Annotated in this window: 21 protein-coding genes, 5 tRNA genes and 1 pseudogene; 12 read left to right on the top strand and 15 right to left on the bottom strand. The window is 71.0% G+C overall.

The window, feature by feature from the left end:
• The first annotated feature begins 126 nt into the window (after positions 1-126).
• Complete coding sequence (locus ACFWHU_RS12780; protein WP_387224866.1) at positions 127-975, top strand: hypothetical protein; 849 nt, start codon at positions 127-129, stop codon at positions 973-975.
• Positions 976-1476: 501 nt separating this feature from the next.
• The gene (gene bldC, locus ACFWHU_RS12775; protein ID WP_003949541.1) at positions 1477-1683 is read left to right on the top strand and encodes a developmental transcriptional regulator BldC; all 207 of its coding nucleotides are present in this window, start codon (positions 1477-1479) and stop codon (positions 1681-1683) included.
• Positions 1684-2097: 414 nt separating this feature from the next.
• On the opposite strand, the gene ACFWHU_RS12770 is transcribed toward bldC, so the two are convergent.
• The 7 genes from ACFWHU_RS12770 to ACFWHU_RS12740 all read right to left on the bottom strand — a co-directional run bounded on the left by ACFWHU_RS12770 (position 2098) and on the right by ACFWHU_RS12740 (position 8946).
• Positions 2098-2316 carry a DUF6274 family protein gene (locus tag ACFWHU_RS12770; protein WP_387224865.1) on the bottom strand — a complete coding sequence of 73 codons (219 nt, stop codon included), beginning with the start codon at positions 2314-2316 and terminating at the stop codon, positions 2098-2100.
• Between the two features lie 320 nt (positions 2317-2636).
• Positions 2637-2711: transfer RNA gene (locus ACFWHU_RS12765), tRNA-Asp, on the bottom strand.
• 100 nt (positions 2712-2811) lie between these two features.
• Complete coding sequence (gene hrpA / locus ACFWHU_RS12760) at positions 2812-6759, bottom strand: ATP-dependent RNA helicase HrpA (protein WP_385796864.1); 3948 nt, start codon at positions 6757-6759, stop codon at positions 2812-2814.
• 123 nt (positions 6760-6882) lie between these two features.
• Positions 6883-6956 (bottom strand) — tRNA-Phe (locus ACFWHU_RS12755).
• Positions 6957-6978: 22 nt separating this feature from the next.
• Positions 6979-7053 (bottom strand) — tRNA-Asp (locus ACFWHU_RS12750).
• 38 nt (positions 7054-7091) lie between these two features.
• Positions 7092-7164 (bottom strand) — tRNA-Glu (locus tag ACFWHU_RS12745).
• A gap of 117 nt (positions 7165-7281) precedes the next feature.
• Entirely contained in the window at positions 7282-8946 is a 1665-nt protein-coding gene (locus ACFWHU_RS12740) for a metallophosphoesterase (protein ID WP_387224864.1), read from the bottom strand.
• Positions 8947-9030: 84 nt separating this feature from the next.
• On the opposite strand from ACFWHU_RS12740, the gene ACFWHU_RS12735 reads away from it, so the two are divergent.
• The 6 genes from ACFWHU_RS12735 (at position 9031) to ACFWHU_RS12710 (ending at position 13728) form a co-directional block, all read left to right on the top strand.
• Positions 9031-9408: a metallopeptidase family protein gene (locus tag ACFWHU_RS12735; protein ID WP_385796869.1), complete on the top strand. Its 378-nt coding sequence runs from the start codon at positions 9031-9033 to the stop codon at positions 9406-9408.
• Entirely contained in the window at positions 9405-9911 is a 507-nt protein-coding gene (locus tag ACFWHU_RS12730) for a fluoride efflux transporter FluC (protein ID WP_387224863.1), read from the top strand. The genes ACFWHU_RS12735 and ACFWHU_RS12730 overlap by 4 nt, the downstream gene beginning before the upstream one ends.
• Positions 9908-10261 carry a fluoride efflux transporter CrcB gene (gene crcB, locus ACFWHU_RS12725; protein ID WP_387224861.1) on the top strand — a complete coding sequence of 118 codons (354 nt, stop codon included), beginning with the start codon at positions 9908-9910 and terminating at the stop codon, positions 10259-10261. The genes ACFWHU_RS12730 and crcB overlap by 4 nt, the downstream gene beginning before the upstream one ends.
• A 150-nt stretch (positions 10262-10411) precedes the next feature.
• Positions 10412-11083, top strand: a complete 672-nt coding sequence (locus ACFWHU_RS12720) for a hypothetical protein (protein ID WP_387224860.1) — start codon at positions 10412-10414, stop codon at positions 11081-11083.
• Positions 11084-11353: 270 nt separating this feature from the next.
• Entirely contained in the window at positions 11354-13498 is a 2145-nt protein-coding gene (locus tag ACFWHU_RS12715) for a DEAD/DEAH box helicase (protein WP_385796879.1), read from the top strand.
• Between the two features lie 157 nt (positions 13499-13655).
• Positions 13656-13728, top strand: a tRNA-Lys gene (locus ACFWHU_RS12710).
• A 159-nt stretch (positions 13729-13887) separates the two neighbouring features.
• On the opposite strand, the gene ACFWHU_RS12705 is transcribed toward ACFWHU_RS12710, so the two are convergent.
• Both ACFWHU_RS12705 and ACFWHU_RS12700 read right to left on the bottom strand, forming a co-directional pair.
• Complete coding sequence (locus ACFWHU_RS12705; RefSeq protein WP_387225135.1) at positions 13888-14856, bottom strand: MASE1 domain-containing protein; 969 nt, start codon at positions 14854-14856, stop codon at positions 13888-13890.
• Positions 14857-14927: 71 nt separating this feature from the next.
• Complete coding sequence (locus ACFWHU_RS12700; protein ID WP_387224859.1) at positions 14928-15755, bottom strand: PP2C family protein-serine/threonine phosphatase; 828 nt, start codon at positions 15753-15755, stop codon at positions 14928-14930.
• Positions 15756-16165: 410 nt separating this feature from the next.
• Between ACFWHU_RS12700 and ACFWHU_RS12695 the strand changes: the two genes are divergently transcribed.
• Positions 16166-17863, top strand: coding sequence for a hypothetical protein (locus tag ACFWHU_RS12695; protein WP_387224857.1), 1698 nt, complete (start codon positions 16166-16168; stop codon positions 17861-17863).
• A gap of 71 nt (positions 17864-17934) precedes the next feature.
• Here the strand turns inward: ACFWHU_RS12695 and ACFWHU_RS12690 are convergent, their stop codons facing one another.
• The 4 genes and pseudogenes from ACFWHU_RS12690 to ACFWHU_RS12675 form a co-directional block, all read right to left on the bottom strand.
• Positions 17935-18681: an SDR family oxidoreductase gene (locus ACFWHU_RS12690; RefSeq protein WP_387224855.1), complete on the bottom strand. Its 747-nt coding sequence runs from the start codon at positions 18679-18681 to the stop codon at positions 17935-17937.
• 86 nt (positions 18682-18767) lie between these two features.
• Positions 18768-19358, bottom strand: a complete 591-nt coding sequence (locus ACFWHU_RS12685; RefSeq protein WP_387224854.1) for a hypothetical protein — start codon at positions 19356-19358, stop codon at positions 18768-18770.
• A gap of 101 nt (positions 19359-19459) precedes the next feature.
• Positions 19460-19663 (bottom strand): annotated as a pseudogene (locus tag ACFWHU_RS12680) (saccharopine dehydrogenase NADP-binding domain-containing protein); the annotation flags it as partial.
• A 255-nt stretch (positions 19664-19918) separates the two neighbouring features.
• Positions 19919-22021, bottom strand: coding sequence for a BTAD domain-containing putative transcriptional regulator (locus tag ACFWHU_RS12675; protein WP_387224852.1), 2103 nt, complete (start codon positions 22019-22021; stop codon positions 19919-19921).
• A 128-nt stretch (positions 22022-22149) separates the two neighbouring features.
• On the opposite strand from ACFWHU_RS12675, the gene ACFWHU_RS12670 reads away from it, so the two are divergent.
• Positions 22150-23037 carry an alpha/beta fold hydrolase gene (locus ACFWHU_RS12670; RefSeq protein WP_387224851.1) on the top strand — a complete coding sequence of 296 codons (888 nt, stop codon included), beginning with the start codon at positions 22150-22152 and terminating at the stop codon, positions 23035-23037.
• A 5-nt stretch (positions 23038-23042) separates the two neighbouring features.
• Here the strand turns inward: ACFWHU_RS12670 and ACFWHU_RS12665 are convergent, their stop codons facing one another.
• Positions 23043-23639 (bottom strand): TetR/AcrR family transcriptional regulator, encoded by a 597-nt coding sequence (locus ACFWHU_RS12665; RefSeq protein WP_385796993.1) that lies wholly within the window; start codon positions 23637-23639, stop codon positions 23043-23045.
• Between the two features lie 80 nt (positions 23640-23719).
• Between ACFWHU_RS12665 and ACFWHU_RS12660 the strand changes: the two genes are divergently transcribed.
• Entirely contained in the window at positions 23720-24151 is a 432-nt protein-coding gene (locus ACFWHU_RS12660; protein WP_385796995.1) for a VOC family protein, read from the top strand.
• Between the two features lie 142 nt (positions 24152-24293).
• On the opposite strand, the gene ACFWHU_RS12655 is transcribed toward ACFWHU_RS12660, so the two are convergent.
• On the bottom strand, positions 24294-24500 hold the full coding sequence (locus ACFWHU_RS12655; RefSeq protein ID WP_385796998.1) for an antitoxin: 207 nt from the start codon (positions 24498-24500) through the stop codon (positions 24294-24296).
• Positions 24501-24676: 176 nt separating this feature from the next.
• On the opposite strand from ACFWHU_RS12655, the gene ACFWHU_RS12650 reads away from it, so the two are divergent.
• Positions 24677-24889, top strand: a complete 213-nt coding sequence (locus tag ACFWHU_RS12650; RefSeq protein ID WP_385797001.1) for a hypothetical protein — start codon at positions 24677-24679, stop codon at positions 24887-24889.
• The last annotated feature ends 4 nt before the right edge of the window (positions 24890-24893 follow it).

Raw genomic sequence — 24893 nt, 5'->3', positions numbered from 1 at the left:
GAGTAGCCCCTCCTGGGGGTGGGGAGGGACTGTTTGCGCATGAGGGTAAGTCCTACCGCGACGTAGATCCGACGCAGTGCCGAGGATCACCCTCCCGAGGGGTACGGGCATGGGACGATTCGGCGCATGCCAGCGGTGTCTGCACTCCTTGTCCCTTACGCCTCCTACCTGCGCGTGTACGAGCCCCTGGCGGCTTTTCCGGAGCCCGAGAGGAGCCACTGGGCGCGTTACGCCGCCCGGGAGCGTACGCCCACCGCGCAGGACGAACTCCGGCGCTCCCTGGCCGATTTGCTGCCCACACCGCCCGTCCCCGTGCCGGTCCACGAGAGCGCCGACGCGTTCGTCACGGAGGTCGACGGCGTGGTGTGCGTCTGCCCGTGGCGGACCCGGCTGCGCGGCTGGCTGGCGCTGGAGTCGTTGATCGACACCCTGCCGGAGCCGCTGCTCGACGCGGTGCTGCCGCCGGTGGTGCGCGGGCAGGCGGCGGCGGACTTCGAGCAGTGGCGCGAGCGCAATCCGGACGCCCGGCCGTGGATCAGGACGGCGGTCTGGCAGGTGCCCGTGCGCTGGTTCACGCTCTTCGCCGACGACGAGCGCGAGTACCGGGCGCAGGAGCCCGACGGCCCCACGGCGCCCGCCCTGATCTACCGGACCCCGATGGTGCAGGCGCGGCGCCGGCTGGCGCGGGCGCTGAAAGCGCTGCGGGAGTCGGTCGACGAGGGGCCGCTCATCGAGGGCCTCATAGACGTAGGGCGGTGGCTGGAGGAGTTCCATCCCCGCTCGCTGGTCGAGCTGGACTACGGCGGGCTGGTGCACGCGCTGACCGGGCCGCAGCTCGCCGACGACCGTTCGGCGGCGGACGTGGCGGCCGGGATCGCCGCGCTGCGGGCCGGCGACGGCGAGGCGGCGGGCGAGGCGTACGAGCGGCTGGCGGAGCGCTGGCGGGCGGTCAGGGACCGTCAGTTCGCCAACTGAGGGCGGACTCGGGGCCCGCCAAGATCAACCGGACGGGCGCGGTGTCCCGCCCGATGGGACGTAGGCCTCTATCCGGTCTCTAAGCCTCAAGGGTGACGGACCGCACTTACGGGGCTCTTGCGCCCATCACCCACCCTCGTGTCAAAATAGGACAAGGAGTCCGGGGAGGGCTCCTTCCGTCCGAGTATGGGCGGAATGCTCGTCATTGCGCTCTATAGGGGGTCTGGTGACTCCTGATTGCTCCTGTGACTGATCGTCACTGCGGCGTAACTGTCCGCTATGGCATGGTCCATCGGCTTCCGTCGTTGATGAACACCTGAGAGGGCAATTCCATCGGTTTGGCCGACGAGGCTGGACGGATGGTGTAGTTGTAGTGCCGAGGACAAGCCGTTCGTCCTATAACCGACTCGGCCCGCGTCCGCCATTTCGGGCAACGTGGGTCAAGGTGCAGAATTTAGAGGAAAGAACCGAGATGGTTCGGTTCTCCCGAGGAGGCCGCTCATGACCGCTCGCACCCCTGATGCCGAGCCGCTGCTGACGCCGGCTGAGGTTGCCACGATGTTCCGTGTGGACCCGAAGACGGTCACACGCTGGGCAAAGGCCGGCAAGCTCACGTCCATCCGCACGCTCGGTGGGCATCGCCGGTATCGCGAGGCAGAGGTCCGCGCACTGCTCGCGGGTATTCCGCAGCAGCGCAGCGAGGCCTGAAAGCCTCGTTAGGGCACAACTGACAACCAATCAACCCAACTGGGCACCCGGGTCCCCAATCCGGTCGTCCCGCTCCACAGCTCCACATTGATCCACATAGCTGCACAACGCACCACACGACGGGCACCTGCCCCAACAGGTCCCACGCCCCCGCTTCACGGGGCAAGTCACTTTGATCGCGCTGGACTCCGCCGGGTCCAGCGCGATCTTTTTTGTGCTGTGGAGGGGGAGTTGGGGTGATGTCGGGGCAGCGTAGGGGCGGGTCCGGCGGTCCGGGGGAGGCGCTTGCGGGAAGGTGCAATTGCACATACTAAATTCGCGCCTTGTATGCGAGGTGTAAGTGCAGCCGTTCCGGAAATGTGAGCGGTGACACCCGTCACAGTGCGAACCTCTTGCCAACTACCACCCCAGCCCCTATTGGGGGCCGGTGTCCGCTTCTGGTGTGCTGTTCGGCGCGGAGCTGTTGGTTGTCTCCCCGGCGTCCGGGGGATCGGGTGCGCCAGGCTCCATGGCGAGCCGCTGGAGGCGATGACGGACCGCGCAGTGCCGCGTGAGATGTCGATAGCCCGTCGCGGCCGCCAGATGGGCGCGCAGGAGCGCGCGGGTCTCGTGCCTCGTCACCGATGCCGCCATGCGCGCCACCCCCCGGTACGGGGCCCCGCGCTGCCACGGAAGGGCCCCTCCTGATGGCTTACTCGCGCCAAGGGGGACCGTCAACCCGACACGCGGCAACGGAGCCCGTGTCCGAGGAACACGCCCGGCCCGCCGGGCACCCCGGCCGGACACAACGAAGGAGCCGCATCCGAGGGATGCGGGCTCCGTGTTGTTCCAACGCGGTCCTGACGGGATTTGCTGTGTCCGATTGCGGCTTCGCCGCGTGCGCGGCCTCGGGCGACCGGCCGGGCACACGACAGAGCCCGCATCCGAGAGATGCGGGCTCCTTTACTGCACTGCGGTCCTGACGGGATTTGAACCCGCGGCCTCCACCTTGACAGGGTGGCGAGCACTCCAAACTGCTCCACAGGACCAGAATTCGCGGCTCCGGTGCGATCCGTACCGGCGGCTGCGAAGTCAGACTGTACAGCAGGTCGGAGGGTGCGGTCGAACCGGATCGGTGCCCCCGCGGGGCTACGGCACCGCCGCGTCGATCGCCTTCACGATCCGCTTGTCGGACACCGGCTGCGCCGTGCCCAGCGCGTGCGCGAAGTAGCTCACCCGCAGCTCCTCGATCAGCCAGCGGATGTCCAGGGCCTGCCGTGGCACCGGCAGTCCGCGCGGGAACTGTTCGAGCAGCCACGCGTACTCGTCGCGCATCTCGTGGACCTTCTCCATGCGCGTGGTGTCGCGCTGGACGTTCGTCGGCATCTGCTGGAGCCTGCGGTCCGCGGCCACCAGATAGCGCATCAGGTCGGGCAGCCGGCGCAGACCGGTACGGGTCACGAAGCCCGCCGGCACCAGCTCCGCGAGCTGGTCCTTCACGTCCTGGACGTTGTTGATCAGGACCAGGCTGTTCGTGCTCTTCAGGCGCCGCTCACAGGCCTGCCAGGCGGCCAGGATCTGCTCGACCTGCCCGATGGTGCGCACGGTCACGTCGACCAGGTCGGCGCGGACCAACTCGTACAGCTTGCGGAACGACTCCTCGTCCCACGCGGGACCCCCGTGCTCGGCGATCAGCCGGTCCGCCGCCGCCGTGGCGCAGTCCTCGAACAGCGCCTGGATGGAGCCGTGCGGGTTCCGGGACAGGGCCAGCTTCTGCTTGTTGGTGAGGGTGTCCGAGGCGAACTTCGCAGGATTGACCGGGATGTTGAGCAGGATCAGCCGCCGGGTCCCCTGCCACATGGCCTGCTGCTGCTCGGCCTCCGTGTCGTAGAGCCGTACGGCCACGGTCGCGCCCTGGTCGACCAGCGCCGGGTACGCCTTGACCGGCTGGCCGGCCCGCCGGGTCTCGAAGGTGCGCGAGAGCGTGCCGATCGTCCAGTCGGTGAGGCCCGAGCGTTCGACCGACTCGCCCGTGGGCCCCGCCACCGCCGCGGCGGCCTGCGAGAGCGCCTTGCGGGCCTTGGGCCTCAGGGCGATCCGCAGCGCCTCCAGGTCCTTGTCCTCGGCGATCTTGCGGCGCCGCTCGTCGACGATCCGGAAGGTGATCTTGAGATGGTCCGGCACCCGGCCGGGATCGAAGTCGTCCGCCGTGACGGGCACACCCACCATCCGCTGGAGCTCGCGCGCCAGCGTCACGGGAAGCGCCTCCTGAAGAGGCACCGCCCGTTCCAGGAACTTCGTCGCGTAGTTCGGTGCCGGGACGTAGTGGCGGCGGATCGGCTTCGGCAGGGAGCGGATCAGCTCCACCACCACCTCCTCGCGCAGCCCCGGGATCTGCCAGTCGAAGCCCTCGGACGTGATCTGGTTGAGCACCTGGAGCGGTACGTGCACGGTCACACCGTCCGCGTCGGCCCCCGGCTCGAACTGGTACGTCACCCGGAACTTGAGCCGTCCCTGGCGCCAGGAGTCCGGATAGTCGTCCTTCGTGACGGCGCCCGCCGCCTCGTTGATGAGCATCGAGCGCTCGAAGTCGAGGAGTTCGGGCTCCTCGGTGCGTTTGCGCTTCCACCACGAGTCGAAGTGCGCGCCGGAGACCACATGGTCGGGCACCCGCCCGTCGTAGAAGTCGAACAGCGTCTCGTCGTCCACGAGGATGTCGCGGCGCCGCGCACGGTGCTCCAACTCCTCGACCTCGCCCAGAAGTTTGCGATTGTCATGGAAAAACTGATGGTGCGTCCGCCAGTCGCCCTCGACGAGCGCGTTGCGGATGAACAGGTCGCGCGACGCCTCCGCGTCGATCCGGCCGAAGTTCACCTTGCGCCGCTCGACGATCGGTACGCCGTACAGCGTGACCTTCTCGTACGCCATCACGGCCGCCTGGTCCTTCTCCCAGTGCGGCTCGCTGTACGTGCGCTTGATCAGATGCCCGGCCAGCGGCTCGATCCACTCGGGGTCGATCTTCGCGTTGACCCGCGCCCACAGCCGGGACGTCTCCACCAGCTCCGCGGACATGATGACGCGCGGCGGCTTCTTGAAGAGGGCCGAGCCCGGGAAGACCGCGAACTTCGCGTTGCGGGCGCCCACGTACTCGTTCTTCGCGCCTTCCTTCACGTCCTTCAGCCCGATGTGCGACAGCAGCCCCGAGAGCAGCGAGATGTGCACGGACTGGTCGGGCGCGGGGGCGTCGTCGTTCTCGTCGTACTTGATGCCCATCTGCTTCGCCACCGTGCGCAGTTGGGAGTAGATGTCCTGCCACTCGCGGATCCGCAGGAAGTTCAGGTACTCCGCCTTGCACATCCGGCGGAAGGCGGAGGAGCCCCGCGCCTTCTGCTGCTCGCGGACGTAGCGCCAGAGGTTCAGGAAGGCCAGGAAGTCGGAGGTCTCGTCCCGGAAGCGGGCGTGCTGCTGGTCGGCCTGGGTCTGCTTCTCCGAGGGGCGCTCGCGCGGGTCCTGGATGGACAGCGCGGCGGCGATCACCATCACCTCGCGTACGCAGCCGTTGCGCTCCGCCTCGATGACCATGCGCGCGAGGCGCGGGTCCACGGGCAATTGCGAGAGCTTGCGGCCGAGCTGGGTGAGCTGCTTGCGCGGATCCTTCTGCGCTGCGTCGAACGCGCCCAGTTCCTGGAGGAGTTGGACGCCGTCGCGGATGTTGCGGTGGTCCGGCGGGTCGATGAAGGGGAACTTCTCGATCTCGCCCAGGCCGGCCGACGTCATCTGGAGGATGACGGAGGCCAGGTTCGTACGGAGGATCTCGGCGTCCGTGAACTCGGGCCGCGCCTCGAAGTCGTCCTCGGCGTACAGCCGGATGCAGATGCCGTCCGACGTACGCCCGCACCGCCCCTTGCGCTGGTTGGCACTGGCCTGTGAGATCCGTTCGATCGGCAGGCGCTGGACCTTGGTGCGGTGGGAGTAGCGGGAGATACGGGCGGTGCCGGGGTCGATCACGTACTTGATGCCCGGCACGGTCAGCGAGGTCTCCGCCACGTTCGTCGCCAGCACGATCCTGCGCGTGGCGCCGCCGCCGGGTCTCTGGAAGACCCGGTGCTGCTCGGCGTGCGAGAGGCGCGCGTACAGCGGAAGGACCTCGGTGTGCCGGAGCTTGCGCTTGTCGAGCGCGTCGGCGGTGTCGCGGATCTCGCGCTCGCCGGAGAGGAAGACCAGGACGTCGCCGGGGCCCTCCGACTGGAGTTCGTCGACGGCGTCGCAGATCGCGGTGATCTGGTCGCGGTCGCCCTCGTCGCTGTCGTCCTCGAGGAGCGGGCGGTAGCGGACCTCGACCGGGAACGTACGGCCGGAGACCTCCACGATCGGGGCGTCGCCGAAGTGGCGCGAGAAGCGCTCGGGGTCGATCGTCGCCGAGGTGATGACGAGCTTGAGATCAGGGCGCCTGGGCAGGAGCTGGGCGAGATAGCCGAGCAGGAAGTCGATGTTGAGACTGCGCTCGTGGGCCTCGTCGATGATGATCGTGTCGTACGCGCGCAGGTCGCGGTCCGACTGGATCTCGGCGAGCAGGATGCCGTCCGTCATGATCTTCACGAAGGTCGCGTCCTGGTTCACCTGGTCGGTGAAGCGGACCTTCCAGCCGACGGCCTCGCCGAGCGGGGTCCTCAGCTCGTCCGCGACACGCTCGGCGACGGTACGGGCCGCGATCCGGCGGGGCTGCGTATGACCGATCATGCCCCGGACACCCCGGCCGAGTTCCATGCACATCTTGGGGATCTGGGTGGTCTTACCCGACCCCGTCTCACCGGCGACGATCACGACCTGGTGGTCGCGTATCGCCGAGAGGATCACGTCCTTCTTCTGGCTGACGGGCAGTTGCTCGGGGTACGTGATCGCCGGCATCCGGGCCGCGCGGGCGCGCACACGCTCGGCCGACTTGCCGGCCTCGTCCGCGATCTCGTCGAGAACGGCCTGCCGGGCTTCGGGCTTACGGATGCGCCGGACGCCTTCGAGACGGCGGCCGAGGCGCTGCGAGTCGCGCAGCGACACCTCGGCCAGCAGGGACTGAAGGTCGGCGAGGGAAGTAGACATACCGAGCCCAGGGTCTCACCCGGGCCGGGCGAGTGGCGAACCCATTTCGCGGGACAGGCCGCCGGATAAGCCGAATCCCCTGCCGAAGTTCTCGACAGGGGCGTGTGTACGGAAGAAGAAGAGTGGCTGGGGCCGGGATCGAACCGGCGACCTATCGCTTTTCAGGCGATCGCTCGTACCAACTGAGCTACCCAGCCACGCGGCTCTCGCGAGCCACAGCGGTCCTGACGGGATTTGAACCCGCGGCCTCCACCTTGACAGGGTGGCGAGCACTCCAAACTGCTCCACAGGACCAAGCAATGTGCGAGACGAGTCTCGCACACGGTGTTGCGTGCCCCCAACGGGATTCGAACCCGTGCTACCGCCTTGAAAGGGCGGCGTCCTGGGCCACTAGACGATGAGGGCTAAGGGCCCGCCTGGGCGCTTAGTAGCGCGTCGGGGACGTGAGAAGCATATGGGATGCGGGGAGCTATCGCCAAAACGGTTTACCGGAACGGCTTACCGGTCGGTTCACCGCTCCGCTCACCGGTCGGGGGAGGGGCCCGCAGGGGCGTCGGGGGAGCGGGAGCCGGAGGCGGGTGCGGGCGGTTCGTTCGAGCGTGACCCCGAAGGCGATCCGGTCGGTGATCCCGACGGCGGCTCTCCGGAGGACGACGGCGACGGGTCCGTACCCGGTACGCCCGCCTCCTCCGGAAGATGACGGCTGACCTCCGCCGTCGTCAGCCCCAGACCGCCGAGCGTGATCTCGTCCCACGCCTGGAGCCGCTTCGTCGAACTGTCCAGATAGAGCAGCGAGGCCCGTACCTTCTCCGGCTTCTCGTTCTGGACGGCGCGCAGCCCGCCGCCGCCCGTCGAGCCCTCGATCTTCAGCCGCGTACCGAACGGCATGATCTCGGTGTCGCGGTGGTGGACGTGGCCGGCCAGCACGAGCGGGACCGTGCCGTCGGTCTCCCTGGCCGCCGTCGGGTTGTGCGCGACGGCGATGTCCACCGGGGTGCCCGCCCGCTCCTGGTCCCGGATGGCCGACGCGAGCCGTACGCCCGCCATCTCCTCCGCCGGATCGCCTCCCCTGGCCAGCGAGCGGTCGGGGGTGAACTGCGGGTCGCCCGTGCCCGCCACCCGGATCCCGGCGACGGTGACGGCGCGGCCGTTGTCGAGGACATGGACGTTCTTCATGCCCGACAGATACTTCTGGGTGTCGGCCGAGTCGTGGTTGCCGCGCACCCACACGTACGGCGCGCCGAGGTCGGGGATCGGGTCGAGGAAGCTGTTCTCGGCGGCGGAGCCGTGGTCCATGGTGTCGCCGGAGTCGATGATGAGGTCGATCTTGTACTGGTCCACGAGTGAGCCGATGATGTGCCAGGCGGCCGGGTTGAGATGGATGTCGGAGACCTGGAGTACGCGCAGCGTGCCGGGGTCCGGCTGGTACGAGGGCAGGGTCGACGTCGCGTCGTACAGCTTCGTCACGTTCGTGACGAGCCGCGCCAACTCCTTCTGGTAGACGTCGAATTCGGTGACGATCGAGCGTGCGCTGCCGACGACCTGCGGGGCCGAGGAGAGCAGCCCGGAGAAGCGGGGCTCCAGCACGGACTTCGGGTTCCAGGTCGCGAACGCGGTGACACCGGCGGCGCTCAGCAGCACGAGAGCGAGGCCGCCGGCGGCCAGCGCGCGGCGGGGGCGGCGGTAGACGGCCAGGCCGAGGGCGGTGGCGCCCGAGACGACGGCGACACAGGACCGTACGGCCAGCTCCGTCGTCCCGGCCGCGACGTCGTTGCCGACCTCTTCCTGGAGTCCGGCGAGGCGCTCGGGGTGCTCGACGAGGGCCTGCGAGCGGACCGGGTCGAGCTGGTCGACGTCCACGTCGAGACGGATCGGGGCCGTGTGCGAGTCGAGTTCGAGCGCGCCCAGCGGCGAGACGTTGATCTTCGTGCCGCCGGTGAGGGAGGGCCGCAGGGTCATCTTCGTGTCCATGGGGCCGACCGGCGTCCGCACACTCCCGACGATCAGCAGCCCGAGCCAGGCGCCGAGCAGGACGACGGCGACGAGGCCGAGCGCGCGGGTGTAGGGGTGCGGGGAGCTGACGAGGGCGCTGGTCGGGCCCTCGCCGCGGGATCGGTAGTGGCGCTGGATTCGGCTGATCGCGGTGATCGCGGTACGGGACGGGACACGGCGTACGTCGCGGGCCATTGGTCGCGTATGCCCAGAGCGATAGGCGATCATGCGTGGGCACCGCCTTTCCCCGATCTTGGTGACCTGCGTGACAATGGCCGGGTGCTGGAGATGACGCGCGAGGAGTTCGAAGAACTGGTGGCCGAGGCGCTGGACCGCGTTCCGCCGGAGCTTATGCGGCTGATGGACAACGTCGCGGTATTCGTGGAGGACGAGCCGGATCCCGCCGCGGCGAAGGAGTCGGGCGAGGAGTTCGACCCCGATCTGCTCGGGCTCTACGAGGGGACTCCGCTGACCGATCGCGGCGAGTGGTACGCGGGGGTGCTGCCGGACCGGATCACGATCTACCGGGGGCCGACCCTGCGGATGTGCGAGACGCGAGAGGAAGTGGTCGCGGAGACGGAGATCACGGTGGTGCACGAGATCGCGCACCACTTCGGGATCGACGACGACCGGCTGCACGAGCTGGGGTACGGGTGAGCGAGGGGCCGCGGGACCTGCCCCTGGAGCCGGTCGACCCCGACGTCGATCTGCGGGTGCCCGGCCAGCGCGCCGAGACGGCCGGGCACCGGCTGTGGCAGGTGCTGGCCGTCATCTCCGCGGGCGGTGCGGCGGGCGCGACGGCGCGTTACGGCGCCGAGCGGCTGTGGCCCACCGCCGACGGCGCCTTCCCGTGGACGACGCTCCTGGTGAACGTGGTGGGCTGCGGGCTGATCGGTGTCCTCATGGTGCTGGTCGCCGAGGGCGGCTGGTCGGCGCATCCGCTGCTGCGGCCGTTCCTCGGGGTGGGCGTGCTGGGCGGCTTCACGACGTTCTCGACGTACACGCTGGACTTCCTGCGGCTGGTCCGGCACGGGGAGGCGCCGGCCGCGCTGGGGTACGCGGCCGTGACGCTCGTGGGCGCGATGGCGGCCGTGTGGCTCACGGCCACGGTGACGCGGCGCGTCGTGGGGCCGGTGGCGGGGCAGGGGGCGGCGCGGTGAACTGGCTGCTGGTCGTCGTGGGCGGCGCGATCGGCGCGCCGCTGCGCTATCTGACGGACCGTACGGTGCAGACCTGGCACGAAACCCTGTTCCCCTGGGGGACGTTCGCCGTGAATGTGGCGGGGAGTCTGGTGCTGGGGGTACTCGCCGGGGCGACGGTGTCGTCCGCGACGTACGCCCTTGTCGGTACGGGGCTGTGCGGGGCGCTCACGACGTACTCGACCTTCTCGTACGAGACGCTGCGGCTGGCCGAACGCGGGAAGGGGCTGCTGGCCGGCGCGTACGTCTCGGTGTCGCTGCTGGTGGGCCTGGGCGCGGTGTGGGCGGGCTGGGAGCTGGGCGCGCTCTGAGGGGGCCGCCGTGGGGCGGGCCGTGACGCAGTTGGGCCCCTGGGGGCGTGTCCCTCGCGGGGAAAAGGAAGTTGGGCAGGGCAGACATTCCCCCGCCGCCGGGCGTTCGTCGGTGGGGCGAGCCGTTCCACGCCCACGGAGGTGCCCCTCGTGCGCCAGTTGCCCGCCCCTGGCCGTCTGTCCGCCGCCGGCCGTCTCCCCGTGCCCGGCCGTCCGTCCACCTCTGGCCGTCCCTCCGGCGCCGGCCGGCTCTCCGCCTCGGGCCGATTCGCCGTCTGGATCGTCACCTCGATGGCCGTCGCCACCGCCACGGGCTGCATGAGCGTCGGCCACGACGAAGGGAAGCCGGCCCCCTCGCGATCGGCCGAGCGCAGCGGGGCCGCGGCCGAGCAGGACGGCGGTACGGCGGCGGACACCGGCACGAGTCTGCCCGCCGAGGGCCGGAGCGGCGCGGGGCCGAAAGGCGCCGAACACACCGACAAGCGCGGCGAGAAGGGGAAGCCGGGCGATCCGGAGGCGTCGGACGACCCGTCGGCCAAGCCGTCGAAGGGCCCGGACGGCAGGCCGCTGCCCCCCGCCCCGAGGCCGCCGGGTGGCGACGTACCGCCCGCGGAACAGCCGACCAGGACCCCGCCGGAGCCCTCCGAGCCGCCTGCGCCGAACCCGGACCCGGAGCCCCCGGCACAGCCCGAGCCGAGCGGCCCGCCGGAGCCCCCGTCGGCCTCGCCGATGGCGGACGTACGGACGAGCGCGCTGTCGCCGGGCGACGGGGCCGGGATGCGGAAGGAGCCGATGGCGTCGCCGCAGTTGGGGCCGGTATGAGGGCCGCCGGAGGGTCCGTGGAGTGCCGGTGGGGCGGTGCTGGAGCGCCGCTGGAGCCCCGGTGTGACGCGGATCCCGCGGAGGCGGTTTGCCAGGGAGGGGGAGCGGTGCGTATGGTAGTAGATCGTTTGATCATTGCCCGGCGCCGACACAGAAGAGCGCCGCGTGGCGCGTTCTCTCCCTTGCCGTGGCTGACCGCATTGAGGCGGTCGAATTGCGAATCACGGAGTTTGGGCGCGTGCCGAGACTCCGGAAGGTTTCGCATTTCGCATGTCCATTTCCAGTACTGACCACACCGTCATGCCCGAGAACGACTCCGACGACTCGATCACGAGCGTCGAAAGCGTCGAGAACATCGCGGCTCAGACGGTCGAGGCCGTTGAGGCCCCCGAGGCCCCGAAGACCCCCGAAATCACCTTCGGCGACCTGGGGTTGCCCGAAGGAATCGTCCGCAAGCTCGCCCAGAACGGCGTCGTCGCGCCCTTCCCGATCCAGGCCGCGACCATTCCGGACGCCCTGGCCGGCAAGGACATCCTGGGCCGCGGCCGTACCGGCTCCGGCAAGACCCTCTCCTTCGGTCTGCCGCTGCTGGCCACCCTCGCCGAGGGCCACACCGAGAAGAAGAAGCCCCGCGGGATCATCCTGACCCCGACCCGCGAGCTGGCGATGCAGGTCGCCGACGCCCTCCAGCCGTACGGCGACGTGCTCGGCCTGAAGATGAAGGTCGTCTGCGGCGGTACGTCGATGGGCAACCAGATCTACGCGCTGGAGCGCGGCGTCGACGTCCTCGTCGCCACGCCCGGCCGGCTGCGCGACATCATCAACCGCGGCGCCTGCTCCCTGGAGAACGTCCGGATCGCGATCCTCGACGAGGCCGACCAGATGTCCGACCTGGGCTTCCTGCCCGAGGTCACCGAACTGCTCGACCAGGTGCCGGCCGGCGGCCAGCGCATGCTCTTCTCCGCCACGATGGAGAACGAGATCAGCACGCTGGTCAAGCGCTACCTGAAGAACCCCGTGCACCACGAGGTCGACAGCGCGCAGGGCAACGTCACGACCATGACCCACCACGTGCTCGTCGTGAAGCCCAAGGACAAGGCCCCGGTCACGGCGGCCATCGCGGCACGCAAGGGCCGCACGATCATCTTCGTCCGTACGCAGCTCGGCGCCGACCGTATCGCCGAGCAGCTCCGTGACTCGGGTGTGAAGGCCGACGCGCTGCACGGCGGCATGACGCAGGGCGCGCGCACCCGCACCCTGGCGGACTTCAAGGAAGGTCACGTCAACGCGCTCGTCGCGACCGACGTGGCCGCCCGCGGTATTCACGTCGACGGCATCGACCTGGTCCTGAACGTGGACCCGGCCGGTGACCACAAGGACTACCTGCACCGCTCGGGCCGTACGGCGCGCGCCGGCAAGTCCGGCGTCGTCGTCTCGCTGGCCCTGCCGCACCAGCGCCGCCAGATCTTCCGGCTGATGGAGGACGCGGGCGTCGACGCCGCGCGTCACATGGTCGCCGGTGCCGGCGCGTTCGAGCCGGAGGTCGCCGAGATCACCGGCGCCCGTTCGCTGACCGAGGTGCAGGCCGACTCCGCGAACAACTCCGCCAAGCAGGCGGAGCGCGAGGTCGCCGACCTGACCAAGGAGCTGGAGCGCCTCCAGCGCCGCGCCGGCGAGCTGCGCGAAGAGGCCGACCGCCTCGTCGCGCGTGCCGCGCGCGAGCGTGGGGACGACCCGGAGGCGGCGGTGGCGGAGGTCGCGGCCGAGGCCGTGGCGGCCATCGAGGCGGCGACGGCGGCAGCCGCGTCCGTACCGGCTCAGGCGAACCGCGACGAGCGTGGCAACTACGGTCGTCGTGACGACCGCAGGGACGACCGTCGTGACGACCGCGGTGAGCGCAGTGGCCGTGGTGGCGCGCGGGGTTACACCCCTCGCGACGGCGGCAGCGGTGACCGCGGCGGATTCCAGCGCCGTGACGACCGCGGCGGCGAGCGGGGCGGCTTCAACCGCGACCGCAACGACCGCGGCGGCAGCGACCGCGGTGGCTTCCAGCGTCGTGACGACAGGCCCGCGAGTGGCGGTTTCCAGCGTCGTGACGACCGTCCGGCCGGTGGCGGCTTCCGCCGCGACGACCGGAAGGAAGGCGGCTTCAACCGCGACCGCCGCGACGACCGCCGCGACGGCGCCGCCGGTGCCGCCCGCCCGTTCGAGCGCCGCGAGCACCGTCCCACCGGTGACCGCCCGTTCAACCGCGACCGCCGCGACGACCGCCCCTCGGGCGGCTTCCGCTCCGGTGGCCACGACCGCCCCTCGGGCCGCCGCGACGACCACCGCGGAGGCACGACCGGCACGGGCACGAGCACGGGCTCGTTCGGCCGCCGTGACGACAAGCCGCGCTGGAAGCGCAACGGCTGACGGCTCGGAACCTGACATGACGGGGCCCCTACCGCACCCACCCGGCTGCGGTAGGGGCCCCGCCCCGTACCCCCTGATCCGGGCCCCGCACCACCACCGGGGGATACCCGATCGGCTCGCCGCCCCCGGCGGGCTATGCTCGTGGATGACTCGTCGAGGGCCGTTAGCTCAATTGGCAGAGCAGCGGACTTTTAATCCGTTGGTTGTGGGTTCGAGTCCCACACGGCCTACCGTCGGCAGGACGGGGAAGTCCCGTCCGACCTGCGACTCAGCGCCTCGCCCGGCTCCGGCCGGCCGGGGCGCTTCGTCGTTTCCGGGGTCGGGCGTGAGTGATGCGCGAGCGGACGGTCCGACAGGGGGCGCTGCGCAGCGGGGTTTCGGGCGTGGGCTCAGGCGTCGGGGGGGACTCGGCGGGATCCCGTGGACTGGCGGGTGACCGCGTCGGAGAGTTGGGCGCAGAGGCGCTCGATCTCCTCGTGGGTGCGGTTGCGTTCTGTGACGACCGCCGTGAGGACCAGGGCGGTGAGGGAGACCGTGCCGTTGAACGCCTGGAGGGTGACCATGTTGGTGAGCAGATTGTGGTGCTCGAAGGGGCCGGTCATCCGGCCCGAGGCGAGGATCGCCAATGTGGAGATGGCCAGGGCGCACGGTGCGGCGCCCGCGCGTTCGAAGCGGAACGAGGCCCAGATCAGGAACGGGAAGACGAGGAAGAGCAGGGACGAGCTGGCGGCGGTGGTCGCCAGCAAGGTCACGGCCAGGGTGCACGCCGTCAGTGCCGCCGCCTCGGCCCAGATCAGGGGGCCGACGGCGGGTGGCCAGCGTGCCCAGCGGACCACGAGCAGGAAGGGCGTGACGACCAGCACGCCCATGGCGTCGCCCGTCCACCACACGGACCAGGTCGGCCAGAAGCCGCTGGCCGACAGGGCCCCCGACAGGAAGAGTGTGCCGCTGCCGACGGTCGCGCTGATCAGCATGGGGCCCAGGGCGCCGAGGAATACCAGGGCCACCGCGTCGCGTAGGCGGTCGAGGTCGTTGTGGAAGCCGGCCCGGTTCAGCAGCAGGTAGGAGCAGACCGGGGCGAGGGTGTTGCCGACGATGATCGCCAGTACGGACCAGGCCGTGGGGCCGATGGTGGCGTTGACCGCGAGGGCGCCGACGGCGATGCCGGGCCAGACGCGCCTGCCGAACAGGAGCAGGGCGGCGACCGAGATACCGGTCGGCGGCCACAGGGGTGTGACCTGGCCGCGTACCAGCTGCTGGAGCAGCCCCACGCGGGCGGTCGCGTAGTAGAGGGCGGCGACCGCCAGAATCGTCAGGGCGGTGCGTCTGTGCCGCCTGAGTCGTGCGCTGTCCACCACATCAGCATCAGACACCACCCCGAGTCGTACGGACCGGACGGACGCGCCGACACCACCGCTGGGCCGACGGTCTACCGGGCGTCCGGCGGACCGTCGTGGTGGACGACGAGAACGGCGGCATCGTCATCGTGTCCGGTGCGGTCCGCGACCCTGATCACCCGCGACGCCAGGATGCCGGGGGCGACACCACGTCCGGCGCCCGCCAGCCCGGCCACCTCCGCCAGCCCCTCCTCGATCGGGTAGGCCGGTCCTTCCACCACGCCGTCGGTCACCAGGACGAGGTAACCGGGCCGCGTCAGGCGTCGATGAACCACCGGGTACTTCTGGCCGGGCAGCACCCCCAGAGGGACCCCGCCGGCGTCCAGGGACACCCCCGAATCGCCCGTGTCGGAGCCCCACACCATCGGGACGTGGCCCGCTCTGGCGATGGCGAGTTCACCGGTGCGCGGTGCGAAGCTCAGCAGGCAACAGGTGGTGAAGAGGTCGGTTCCGAGCGAGATCAGCAAGTCATTGGCGCTGGTCAGCACCTCGCCGGGGTCGCGCGTGACACTGGCGAGGGCCCGGAGGCTGGCACGGGCCTCTCCCATGAAGGCGGCGGCCTCCACCCCGTGGCCCTGCACGTCGCCGATGGCCATCCCCGCCACCCCGTCGCTCATCGGGAAGGCGTCGTAGAAGTCACCGCCGACGGCCAGACCGTCCTGCGAGGGCGCGTACCGGGCTGCCAGCTGGATGCCCGGGAAGTCGGGCAGTTCGGAAGGGAGCATGTGCCGCTGGAGCGCCATGCCGAGCTCCGCCCGGGCCTGCTGGAGTCTGATGTTCTCCAGCGCCTGATCGACAAGATTGCCCAGGTTGAGGAGGAGTTCCTGGGTGTTGTCCGGCGCTTTGCGGTGTCGGTTCATGGCGTCCTGGCATTCCGCGTTCCGATCGCCCCTTGCTTAAACCCTAGCCCGGTCTCCGACACCTGGCGCGGACAGCCGGCCTCGCCTGTACGTACGTACGTGCGAGTGCCGGACCGAAGGGCCCGCGGGCCCACCCCGGGCCCAGCCGTGCGGAGCACCCTCCGCCGCGGCCGAGGGCGACCGGTGGGGGAACCGGCCTGTCGGCCGGGCGTCGGAGGGGTCGCCGCGTACGTACGGGGAACGTCAGGCGGCCTTCGAGGAGTCGCTGGTCAACGGCGAGATGAACGTATGCCGGATCGGCCGTGCAGGCGCCCCGACTGGGTCCGTGGACCCTGCCCTATGGGCCCTGACCAGTCCTTACGCTGCTCGCGCTCGGGGGTGGGAGACGACGGCGTGAGGTGGGAGAACAGGTGAAGAGGGCCCGTAGGTTCCAGTGGTGGCAGTCGCATCCGCAGATACGGAGACGGAGAGATCCGCTCCACCGTGACCGGGGGCAGAGCGGCGCGGAGTACGCCGCGGTGTTCGGGGTCGTGTCCATGATCGTGCTCGCCATCGTGGGGCTGAGCCTGCCCGAGAAGGAGGCGACCGGGCTGAAGAGCGCGGTGTGCCGCGTACTGCACCCGCTGAGCGGGGACGAGGCGTGTGCCACCGGTGACTACGCGGACGGCGGGGACGGGGGAGAGGGCGGCGGGGGCGGCGGCGAGGGCGGGGACCCCTTCGTACCCAACGGCGACCCGTTCGAGCCCACGAGGTGTCTGCTGTCCCAGGAACAGACCAAGACCACCGTCGTCGTCCAGATCTTCTTCATCAAGATCAGCAGCTCGGAGACGGTCAAGCTTCAGCAGTGGTCCGACGGCACCGTCACCCTGGAGCGGATCACCGAAACGGGCGGCGGCGTCACGGCCAGCATCTCCGCGGGCATCCGCGGCCTCGAGGACTGGGGCGGCAGCGCCAAACTGAGCGGCACGTATCTGGCGGGCAGCGGCAGCGGCGGACAGTGGCTCTTCTCCGGGAACAAGACCGGTGACGCGCAGAAGGACCTGGAGCTGAATCTGGAGGACGCCAAGCAGTTCACCGAGTACCTGAAGGCCCAGGATGAGTGCAACTCCCGCCCCGCCGGCCCCCGTTCTTCCGAACTCGGCATGATCTGCGGCTACCACGCGGGCAAGAAGAAGCCCGATCTGCCGCCGGAGAAGGCCCCGGACGTCGACATCACCAAGACCTCCATCGAGGCGTCCGGCAACGTGAACTTCGGCGGAAAGTTCAAGGGCAGCGGCAAGGGCGGAAAGGGCGGCAAGGACTCCGGCGACGGCCCCAAGGACCTCGGGAAGATATCCGGCGAGCTGGCCAACGGCACGATGACCGAGGACGTCGTCGTCATGCGTGCGCACACCGGGCCGAACGCCGGGAAGATCACCTTCGTCTACACCTTCACCGTCAAGGGTGCGGGCGGCGTGGGCGGGGTCGCCATCGGCGAGCGGATGCAACAGGTGGCGGTCACCTACGACGCGGCGACGTACGACCAGGAGGAGGCGGACGGCAAGCCGCACCGCCCGGAGAAGCTGATGATCACCACCAGCGAGGAGGCCGGCGGCGGTGGCGGCGTCAAGGTCGAGGGAGGCGCCAACGCCGGTCCGGTGACGATCGATGTCGGCGGCGGTGGCGGATCCACCCAGTCGCAGATCCATACCGAGACGGCCGAACTCATCCTCGACAACGACGCCGACAGCGTCCTCGTCGAGGACTGGCTGCGCGGAAACGGCGACCAGCCCGCGAAGAACCCGCTGCCCTCCCCCACCGACGCGGCCAAGGTGCCGGGCCCCGACGCGAGCCCGCTCGAACGGCTCCTGCACGAGAAGGGGAAGCTCAGCAGGCTCGACTACAACGCCAACACCGACTGGTGGAACGCCTCACTGGGCATCGGCTTCGGTATCTCCGCCGGGCAGTTCACCCTCGGGTTCAAGCTCTTCGGGATCGACATCACCCATGAGGAGAAGACCCAGACGATCACCGGGAATCCCACCTACGCCACCGGGCCCAAGAACGGCGGCGCCCGCCCGTGGGTGGAGTGGAAGAACTGCAGCAAGATCAAGCCCATCCCCACCTGACGGCGGCGGGTCACCGCCCCTCACCACGCCGCGAGGTGGACCCGCCCGGAACCGGGCGTGTCCACCTCGGGTCAGAACTGGTTCTCACCGCCGTCCACGTACAGGTTGGCTCCGAGGATGAAACTGCTCCGCCCGGAAGCCAGGAAGACCACCGCGTCGGCGACCTCGTCGGAGCGCCCGATCCGGCCCAGTGGGACACCCGCGGCGAACTGCGACTTGGTGAGGGGCGTGTCTCCCGCGACAACGGCGTCGAGTCCGGGGGTGTCGATGGTGCCCGGGGAGATCGCGTTCACCCGGATTCCGCGGCCCTTGAGCTCGTTGGCCCAGGTCCGGGCGTAGGACCGTATCGCCGCCTTGGAGGCCGCGTACGTGCCGAAGGCCTCGACACCGTCGTCGGCGCGCACCGAGGAGTTAAGGATCACCGACGCGCCGTCGTTGAGCAGCGGCAGCGCCTTCTGCACCGTGAACAGCGTGCCGCGGACGTTTACGCCGAAGGTCTCGTCGAAGTGCTCCTCGGTGACCTCCTCCAGGGTCGCGAACGACGCGGCGGCGGCGTTGGCGAACACCACGTCCAGGCCCCGGCCGCGGTCGCGGACCGCGTCGTACAGCCGGTCCAGGTCGGCCAGGTCGGAGATGTCGCCCACCACCGCGGTGGCCGCCGCCGGGCCGATGGTCTCCACGGCCGCGTCCAGCACGGCCTCGCGCCGGCCGGTGATGAACACGTGCGCGCCCTCGTCCGCCAGTCGAACGGCGGTGGCCAGGCCGATCCCGGTGCCGCCGCCGGTGACGACGGCGGTCTTGCCCTCAAGCTGTCCCATGCGAATGACCTCGTCAAAATTCGGTACCGGTCGATACAGAATGAGAACGTAACACATCTGAACCGATCAGTACTGAAGGGGACTCGCTACCCGGCGGCTTCGGTGAAGGTCAGGTGGGCGGGGCTCGGTGACCGTAGGAAATCAGGGGCGTCGAAGAGGTCTCCGGGCGCCGCCGCTCCGGGCGGTCGGTGGAGCCGGCCGTCCAGGATGCGGGCCATCGCCTCCACGGCGAGGGGAGCCGTGACCGCGTAGATGTCACGGCCGGACGCCGTCGCGCGGCGGCGCTCGCCGGCCCTGCGGACGACCACGTCGACCAGGAAGGTCTGAGCCGAGCGGCCGTCGGAGTCCGCGGGTGTGGGCGGGGGCGTCGTGGGGTCGCTCAGATCGCGCAGGGGGGCCCGGTTCATCTGGACGCGGATCTCCGGCACTTGCAGATGGCGGGAGACGGTGACCTGGTCGGCCGTGGAGAGTTCGGTGGTCTCCTGGACGCCCAGTGGGGGCGGGAACCGCCAACTGCCGTTGAGTGCAGGCCACTTGGGCGGGATGAGCGCGTTGTCGGTGAAGACCAGATGGCGGCCGGCGTTGCGCCGTACGGTCTCGCGGGTTCCCGGGGTCGGCCGCCAGCTGTCGAGGGCGATCGCGATCGTGATGTCGTCCGCGGCCGGCCAGTCACCCATCGCCGCGGTGGCGAGCAGGTCGCCGAGAACGCCATCGACGGGACGACCACCACGCCGGCGTCGCGCGCCCGGTCCGCGTACGAGCCGAACGTCTCCAGGGCGACGGCCTGTTCGGCGGCCACGTCCAGGTAGTGGATGCCCGCGCGCAGTGCCGCTTCCACGACGGGCGGCGCGGTGTCGGCGAAGGGGCCGGCGCAGTTGATGACCGCCGCCGCGCCGGACAGCGCCCGGTCCAGGGAGGCGGGATCCGCGACGGACGCGACCCGGACCCGAGCTTGCGGGTGGGCGCGGGCGGCGGAGTGCAGCTTGTCGGCGTCGCGGCCGACGAGGAGGGGCGTCCGCCGCGTCGGCGTATCTCGGCGAGGACGAAGGCGGCGGTGTGCCCGTACGCGCCGACGACCGCGATCGCCGGGTGATCGTCCTCTGTGCGGACCTGATTCGTGCGGTCTTGATTCGTACGGCCCTCATTCATACGGCCATCGTCACGGCCCCGCGCCCTCGGCGTACCTCCGGACACGTACCGGCGCACTTTCCGCACCGGCGGCACGACCGGCCGGAACTCAGTCCTGTAGCGCCGCGGCGATCGCCGCGAGGTAGCGGCTCACCGGGCCGAGGGTGAGCAACCCGCTTCCCGCGCCCGCGAGTTCGGCCGACGCGGGCAGCAGACGCTCGCGGACGCGGGTGAGTACGGCGCGGTCGCCGAGCTCCAGCGCCGCCGTCGCCTCCAGCGCGCAGCACGCCTCGTACAGCAGATCGCGAGGCGGGTCCGGCAGCGCGCGCAGAGCGGTCCGGGCGGTGGGGCGGTCGCCCGAGGCGAGGGCGGCGAGCGGGATGATCCACGGGCGGTACGGGCCCCAGTCCGCCGCCGGGTCGACCGCGTCGCGCCCCGGAATGCGGGGGCCCTCGGCGAAGTGCAGGGACAGCAGGGCGAGGGGCAGGAGACCGTGGGTCAGGCCCGGCATGCCTGAGTCCGGCAGGTCGGCGGCGGCGGACTCGTACGCCGACCCGGCCCCGGCGAGGTCCCCGGACGCGGCCAGGCGCAGGGCGCCGTACCACCGGGTGAAGACGCCCACGAGCGGGAGTTCGTGGCGGGCCGCTAGGCGGTCGGCGGCGGTGGCGTGGGCGTCGGCCGACCGGAAGTCCCCCAGCGCGCCGTGTGCCTGAAGGCCGATCAGATGGCCGAGCACCTCGAAGGTCACCAGACCGTGCCGGGCGCCCAACGCGACCAGTTCCGCGCCGATTTCGGCGCGGCGGGGCGCGAGACCGGCACGGGTGAAGGACTGCATGAACGCGCCGTTCAGCGCGAACGCCAGCAGCGCCGGGTCGTCGAGGCGCCGGGCGATCGCCTCCGCCTGGCCGGCAGCCTGGGGGCCGCGCGAGGAGTGCGAGCCGCGCGTCTCGACCGCGACGGTCGCGAGCAGCCGACAGCGCACCGCGTCGTACGTGCCGTCCGCCGCGTGGGTACGGGACCCGCCCGATGGATCCGACCCGTCCGACCCGTCCGACCCGTCCGACCCGTCCGACCCGTCGGGCGGCGGCAGGGCGGCCAGGGTGCGTTCGGCGGCGGCGACGATCTGCCGCGCCAGTTCCGGATCGTCGCCGCGGGTCCAGATTGCCGGGACGTCGAAGGCGCCGATCACCCGGCCGGTCAGTACCGGGTCGCCGAACTCCTCGGCGGCGGCGACGGCGGCCATACGGTGCTCGCGGGCGGCCGTCAGCCCGCCGCCACCGGTCACCGCGAGGTCGCGGAGCAGGCCCACCGTCGTCTCCAGCCGGGCGCGGGCGCCGGCCGCGACCGTGCGGTCGTACGCCGCCGCAGCGCGGGTCCACAGGCGCGCCGCGGTTTCGGTGGGCCCGGTCTGCCCGGCGTTGGTGCCGAGCGCCGGATCCTGCGCCAGGATGTCCGCCTCCAGCCTCCGCAGCCCCGGCCCCGGATCCACGCCGAGCTGCCGCACCAGCGTCGACCGGGCCCGGCGCAGGACGGCGAGCGCGTCCCCCTGGCGGTCCGTCCGGTACAGCGCGAGCGCCAGCAGCCGCCACGCGTCCTCGCGCCAGGGGTGGTCGGCCAGATGTGCGTCCAGGTCGGGTACGGCTTCGGCGGCGAGGCCGAGGGCCAGCTGGGCGCCGGCCCTGCGCTCGACCGAACGGAGCCGCAGTTCGGCGAGGCGGGCACGCTCGCCCCGTACCCACTCCTCCTGCGCGAAGTCGGCGTACGCGGGCCCCCGCCACAGCTCCAGCGCCTCGTCGAGCCGGGGCAGCGCGCGAGCGGGCGCCAACTCCGCTGCCTCGGCGACCGCCGTCTCGAAACGCCAGGCGTCGACGGCGTCCGGCTCGGCGCGCAGTGCGTAACCGGGGCCTTCGGTGACGAGCAGCCGGGCGGGAGCACGGGGCGGACGGTCCGGCTCCAGGGCACGGCGGAGGGCGGCGACGAAGGTCTGTACGGCGCCGACCGCGCCGGGCGGCGGCGAATCCGCCCACAGGTCGGCGACCAGCCGGGCGACGGGGACGACACGGCGGCGGGCGACGATCAGACGGGCCAGTACGGCGCGGTGGCGCGGGCCCTTGAGGGCGATCGGGCCGCTCCGGCCGTCTGCGGTGTTCGCGGTGGCGTGCTCCGCGGTCACGGGGCCGAGTACGCCGAACAGGACCTCTTCCCGTTCCATTCGCCTCCCGTCCGCGCCGACTCACGGCCGGCCCACCGCCGACCCATGGCCGCCCCGCTGCTGACCCAGCGCTGATTCGCGGCCCGCAGGCTCGAAGCCACGCACGTCAGCCTACGAAAGGGCGCACCATGCACCCCACCATCCCCGGCTTCACCTACCGGCGCGTCCCCGTCGCCGACGACGTCACCCTCAACGTCGCCGTAGGAGGCTCGGGCAGCCCGGTCATGCTCCTGCACGGATTCCCGCAGACCCACCTCATGTGGCGGCACGTCGCCGTCGAACTCGCCGCCCGTCACACCGTCATCTGCCCCGACCTGCGCGGTTACGGCGCCAGCGACAAGCCCGCCGAGGACGCCGAGGCCGATGGGCTCACGTACGCCAAGCGCACCATGGCCGCCGACGCCGTCGCGCTCGCCCGTGCCCTGGGGCACGACCGTTTCGCGCTGGCCGGCCACGACCGGGGCGCGCTCGTGGCGATCCGCGCGGCCCTCGACCACCCGGAGGTGATCACGCACCTCGCCTCGCTCGACGTCCTGCCCACCCTGGACACCTGGGACGTCATGCACGGCACCGGCGCCGCCGTCGGCTTCCACCTCTATCTGATGGCCCAGCCGCCCGGTCTGCCCGAGCGGATGATCGGCGCGAGCGCGGACGCGTTCTTCGGTCACTTCCTCGACATCTGGACGCGCGATCCGCAGGCGATCCCGGCCGACATCCGGGCCGCGTACCTGGCGGCCTCCCGCGCGTCCGTACCCTCCGTCGTCGCCGACTACCGCGCCTCCGCCGGGATCGACGTCGTCCACGACCAGGCGGACCGCGACGCCGGGAACCGACTGCGGATGCCGGTGACCGTCCTCCAGCAGGACTGGGGTACGGCGCTGGGCTTCGACGCCGCCGAGCGCTGGCGCGCCTGGGCGCCCGATCTGCGGCACACCACCGTCTCCTGCGGCCACTTCATGGCCGAGGAGGCACCGGAGGACGTCGTCAAGGCTGTACTCGATCTCCTCACCCGCTGAGGTAGTCACCCGACCCGCAGCGCGCCGAGGAGCCGCCCCAGCGCGGCCCGGGTGTCGGTGAGATCCGCCGGGTCCGCCGAGGTCGCCAGCCACAAGGCCGCCTCGTTCATCGCGCCCGACAGCAGGTGCGCGAGGGGCGCCACCGGCTGCGCGACGACGACGCCCTCCTCCACGAGCGCGGTCAGTGCCTCCGTCAGATGGCGGGCCGACGACGCCTCGTCCATCGCCCGCCACTCGGTCCAGCCCAGCACGGCCGGCCCGTCGACGAGCATGATCCGCTGGATGTCCGGGGCGGTCGTGGCGGTGATGAACTCCTGGCAGCCCGCGACCAGTTGGTCCCAGGAGTCGTCCCGCGCGTCGGCCGCCCCCGCGACGCGCCGGCCCACCTCCTCCTGGACGTCCTCCAGTACGGCGCGGAACAGCGCGGTCTTGCCGTCGAAGTGGTGGTAGAGCGCGCCCTTGGTCACCCCGGCGGCGGTGACGATCTCCGCGAGGCTCACCGCGCCGTAACCGACCTCCGCGAAGAGCCTGCGGCCCTCGCGCAGCAGCGTCTGTCTGGTCTGCTCCCGCTGCCGGGCCCTGGCCCCGTGCTCCTGCGGCATCGTGCTCCCCTCCGATTGACATACCGACGGTATGCGAATAGCGTCGTTCGCGTACCGATGGTATGCGAAAGGAATTCGTCATGGAGCTGACCAGCTTCTATCCCGTGATCGCGACCACGAGGCTCCAGGAGTCCCGCGACTTCTACACGCGGTTTCTGGGCTTCGAGACGACGTTCGAGGCCGACTGGTACGTGAGTCTGCGACGGCCGGGGACCGTCCCGTACGAGCTCGCGCTCCTCGACCCCACCCACCCGACGCTGCCCGAGGGCTACGGCAGACCCGTCCAGGGACTCCTCCTCAACTTCGAGGTGGCCGACGTGGACGCGGAGTGGGAGCGGCTCGTCGACGGTGCGGGGCTGACCCCCGTACTCCCGCTGCGCAGCGAGGACTTCGGGCAGCGGCACTTCATCGTGGCCGACCCCGCCGGGGTGCTGATCGACATCATCACGCCGATCGAGCCGGTGGGGGAGTTCGCGGAGCAGTACGTGGGCTCCGACGGGGCGCGGCCGTAGCCGGACGGACGCGGCGGGGCCGCCCGACGCGCGAAGGCCCCGACCGGGGCGGGGGGCCGGTCGGGGCCTTCGGCGGGCTGCTCGTTCGGATCGGCTCCGAGGGCCGGCTCCGAGGGCCGGCTCGGCGGATCGGCTTCGCGGATCAGGTCCGCGGCGGGCGGTCGTCGCCCGGCGTGGGCCGCTGCTGGGAGCCCAGTTGTTCGTTGAGCTTCTCCTGGGCCGAGTCGACCTGGCCCTTGTACTTGTTCCCGGTCTTCTTGTCGACGGCGTCACCTGCCTTGTCGACACCTTTTCGCACAGTGTCCTCGTGGCCCTTGACCAGACCCTTGAGCTTGTCGAGCATCGACATGACTCGTCCTCCCTTGTGGGTTCACCTCCCAGCATCGGGGCGTGTGTCATATCCCGCATCCGGGCGGCGACAAAGTACGTGGAAGGGCCGGTAAGCGGTCCATTTCGCGGTGATCTCCGGGCAAAGACCGGACCCCGAGGCTGCGCTCGGAGCCCGGGAGTCGCACTCTTGACCGTATGAGTGACACACCGATCGTCGTGCACCGGCCGTCCGGGACGGGCGGCCGGCGGGTCACCGTCCGCGGCCGGATCATGGGACTGGCCCACAACGACGACCATCTGATCGAATTTCTTCGGCTCGCCGGGCTGCCCGACGCGTGGGAACTGCTCGACGATCCCGCCTGGGTGGAGTGGCAGGGCGGGCAGCCGCACGAGTACGGCTCCGACTGACCGG

This window comes from Streptomyces sp. NPDC060366, from assembly GCF_042725135.1.
GTDB lineage: Bacteria > Actinomycetota > Actinomycetes > Streptomycetales > Streptomycetaceae > Streptomyces.
This window is presented reverse-complemented; position numbering and strand designations above follow the sequence as displayed.

Coding starts and splice junctions, on each gene's coding strand:
- ACFWHU_RS12675 (WP_387224852.1), bottom strand. CDS start 22,021: ATGGAACGGGAAGAGGTCCTGTTCGGCGTACTCGGCCCCGTGACCGCG.
- ACFWHU_RS12685 (WP_387224854.1), bottom strand. CDS start 19,358: ATGGGTGACTGGCCGGCCGCGGACGACATCACGATCGCGATCGCCCTC.
- ACFWHU_RS12650 (WP_385797001.1), top strand. CDS start 24,677: ATGAGTGACACACCGATCGTCGTGCACCGGCCGTCCGGGACGGGCGGC.
- ACFWHU_RS12690 (WP_387224855.1), bottom strand. CDS start 18,681: ATGGGACAGCTTGAGGGCAAGACCGCCGTCGTCACCGGCGGCGGCACC.
- ACFWHU_RS12715 (WP_385796879.1), top strand. CDS start 11,354: ATGTCCATTTCCAGTACTGACCACACCGTCATGCCCGAGAACGACTCC.
- ACFWHU_RS12700 (WP_387224859.1), bottom strand. CDS start 15,755: ATGAACCGACACCGCAAAGCGCCGGACAACACCCAGGAACTCCTCCTC.
- ACFWHU_RS12665 (WP_385796993.1), bottom strand. CDS start 23,639: ATGCCGCAGGAGCACGGGGCCAGGGCCCGGCAGCGGGAGCAGACCAGA.
- ACFWHU_RS12670 (WP_387224851.1), top strand. CDS start 22,150: ATGCACCCCACCATCCCCGGCTTCACCTACCGGCGCGTCCCCGTCGCC.
- hrpA (WP_385796864.1), bottom strand. CDS start 6,759: ATGTCTACTTCCCTCGCCGACCTTCAGTCCCTGCTGGCCGAGGTGTCG.
- bldC (WP_003949541.1), top strand. CDS start 1,477: ATGACCGCTCGCACCCCTGATGCCGAGCCGCTGCTGACGCCGGCTGAG.
- ACFWHU_RS12655 (WP_385796998.1), bottom strand. CDS start 24,500: ATGTCGATGCTCGACAAGCTCAAGGGTCTGGTCAAGGGCCACGAGGAC.
- ACFWHU_RS12740 (WP_387224864.1), bottom strand. CDS start 8,946: ATGGCCCGCGACGTACGCCGTGTCCCGTCCCGTACCGCGATCACCGCG.
- ACFWHU_RS12770 (WP_387224865.1), bottom strand. CDS start 2,316: ATGGCGGCATCGGTGACGAGGCACGAGACCCGCGCGCTCCTGCGCGCC.
- ACFWHU_RS12660 (WP_385796995.1), top strand. CDS start 23,720: ATGGAGCTGACCAGCTTCTATCCCGTGATCGCGACCACGAGGCTCCAG.
- ACFWHU_RS12780 (WP_387224866.1), top strand. CDS start 127: ATGCCAGCGGTGTCTGCACTCCTTGTCCCTTACGCCTCCTACCTGCGC.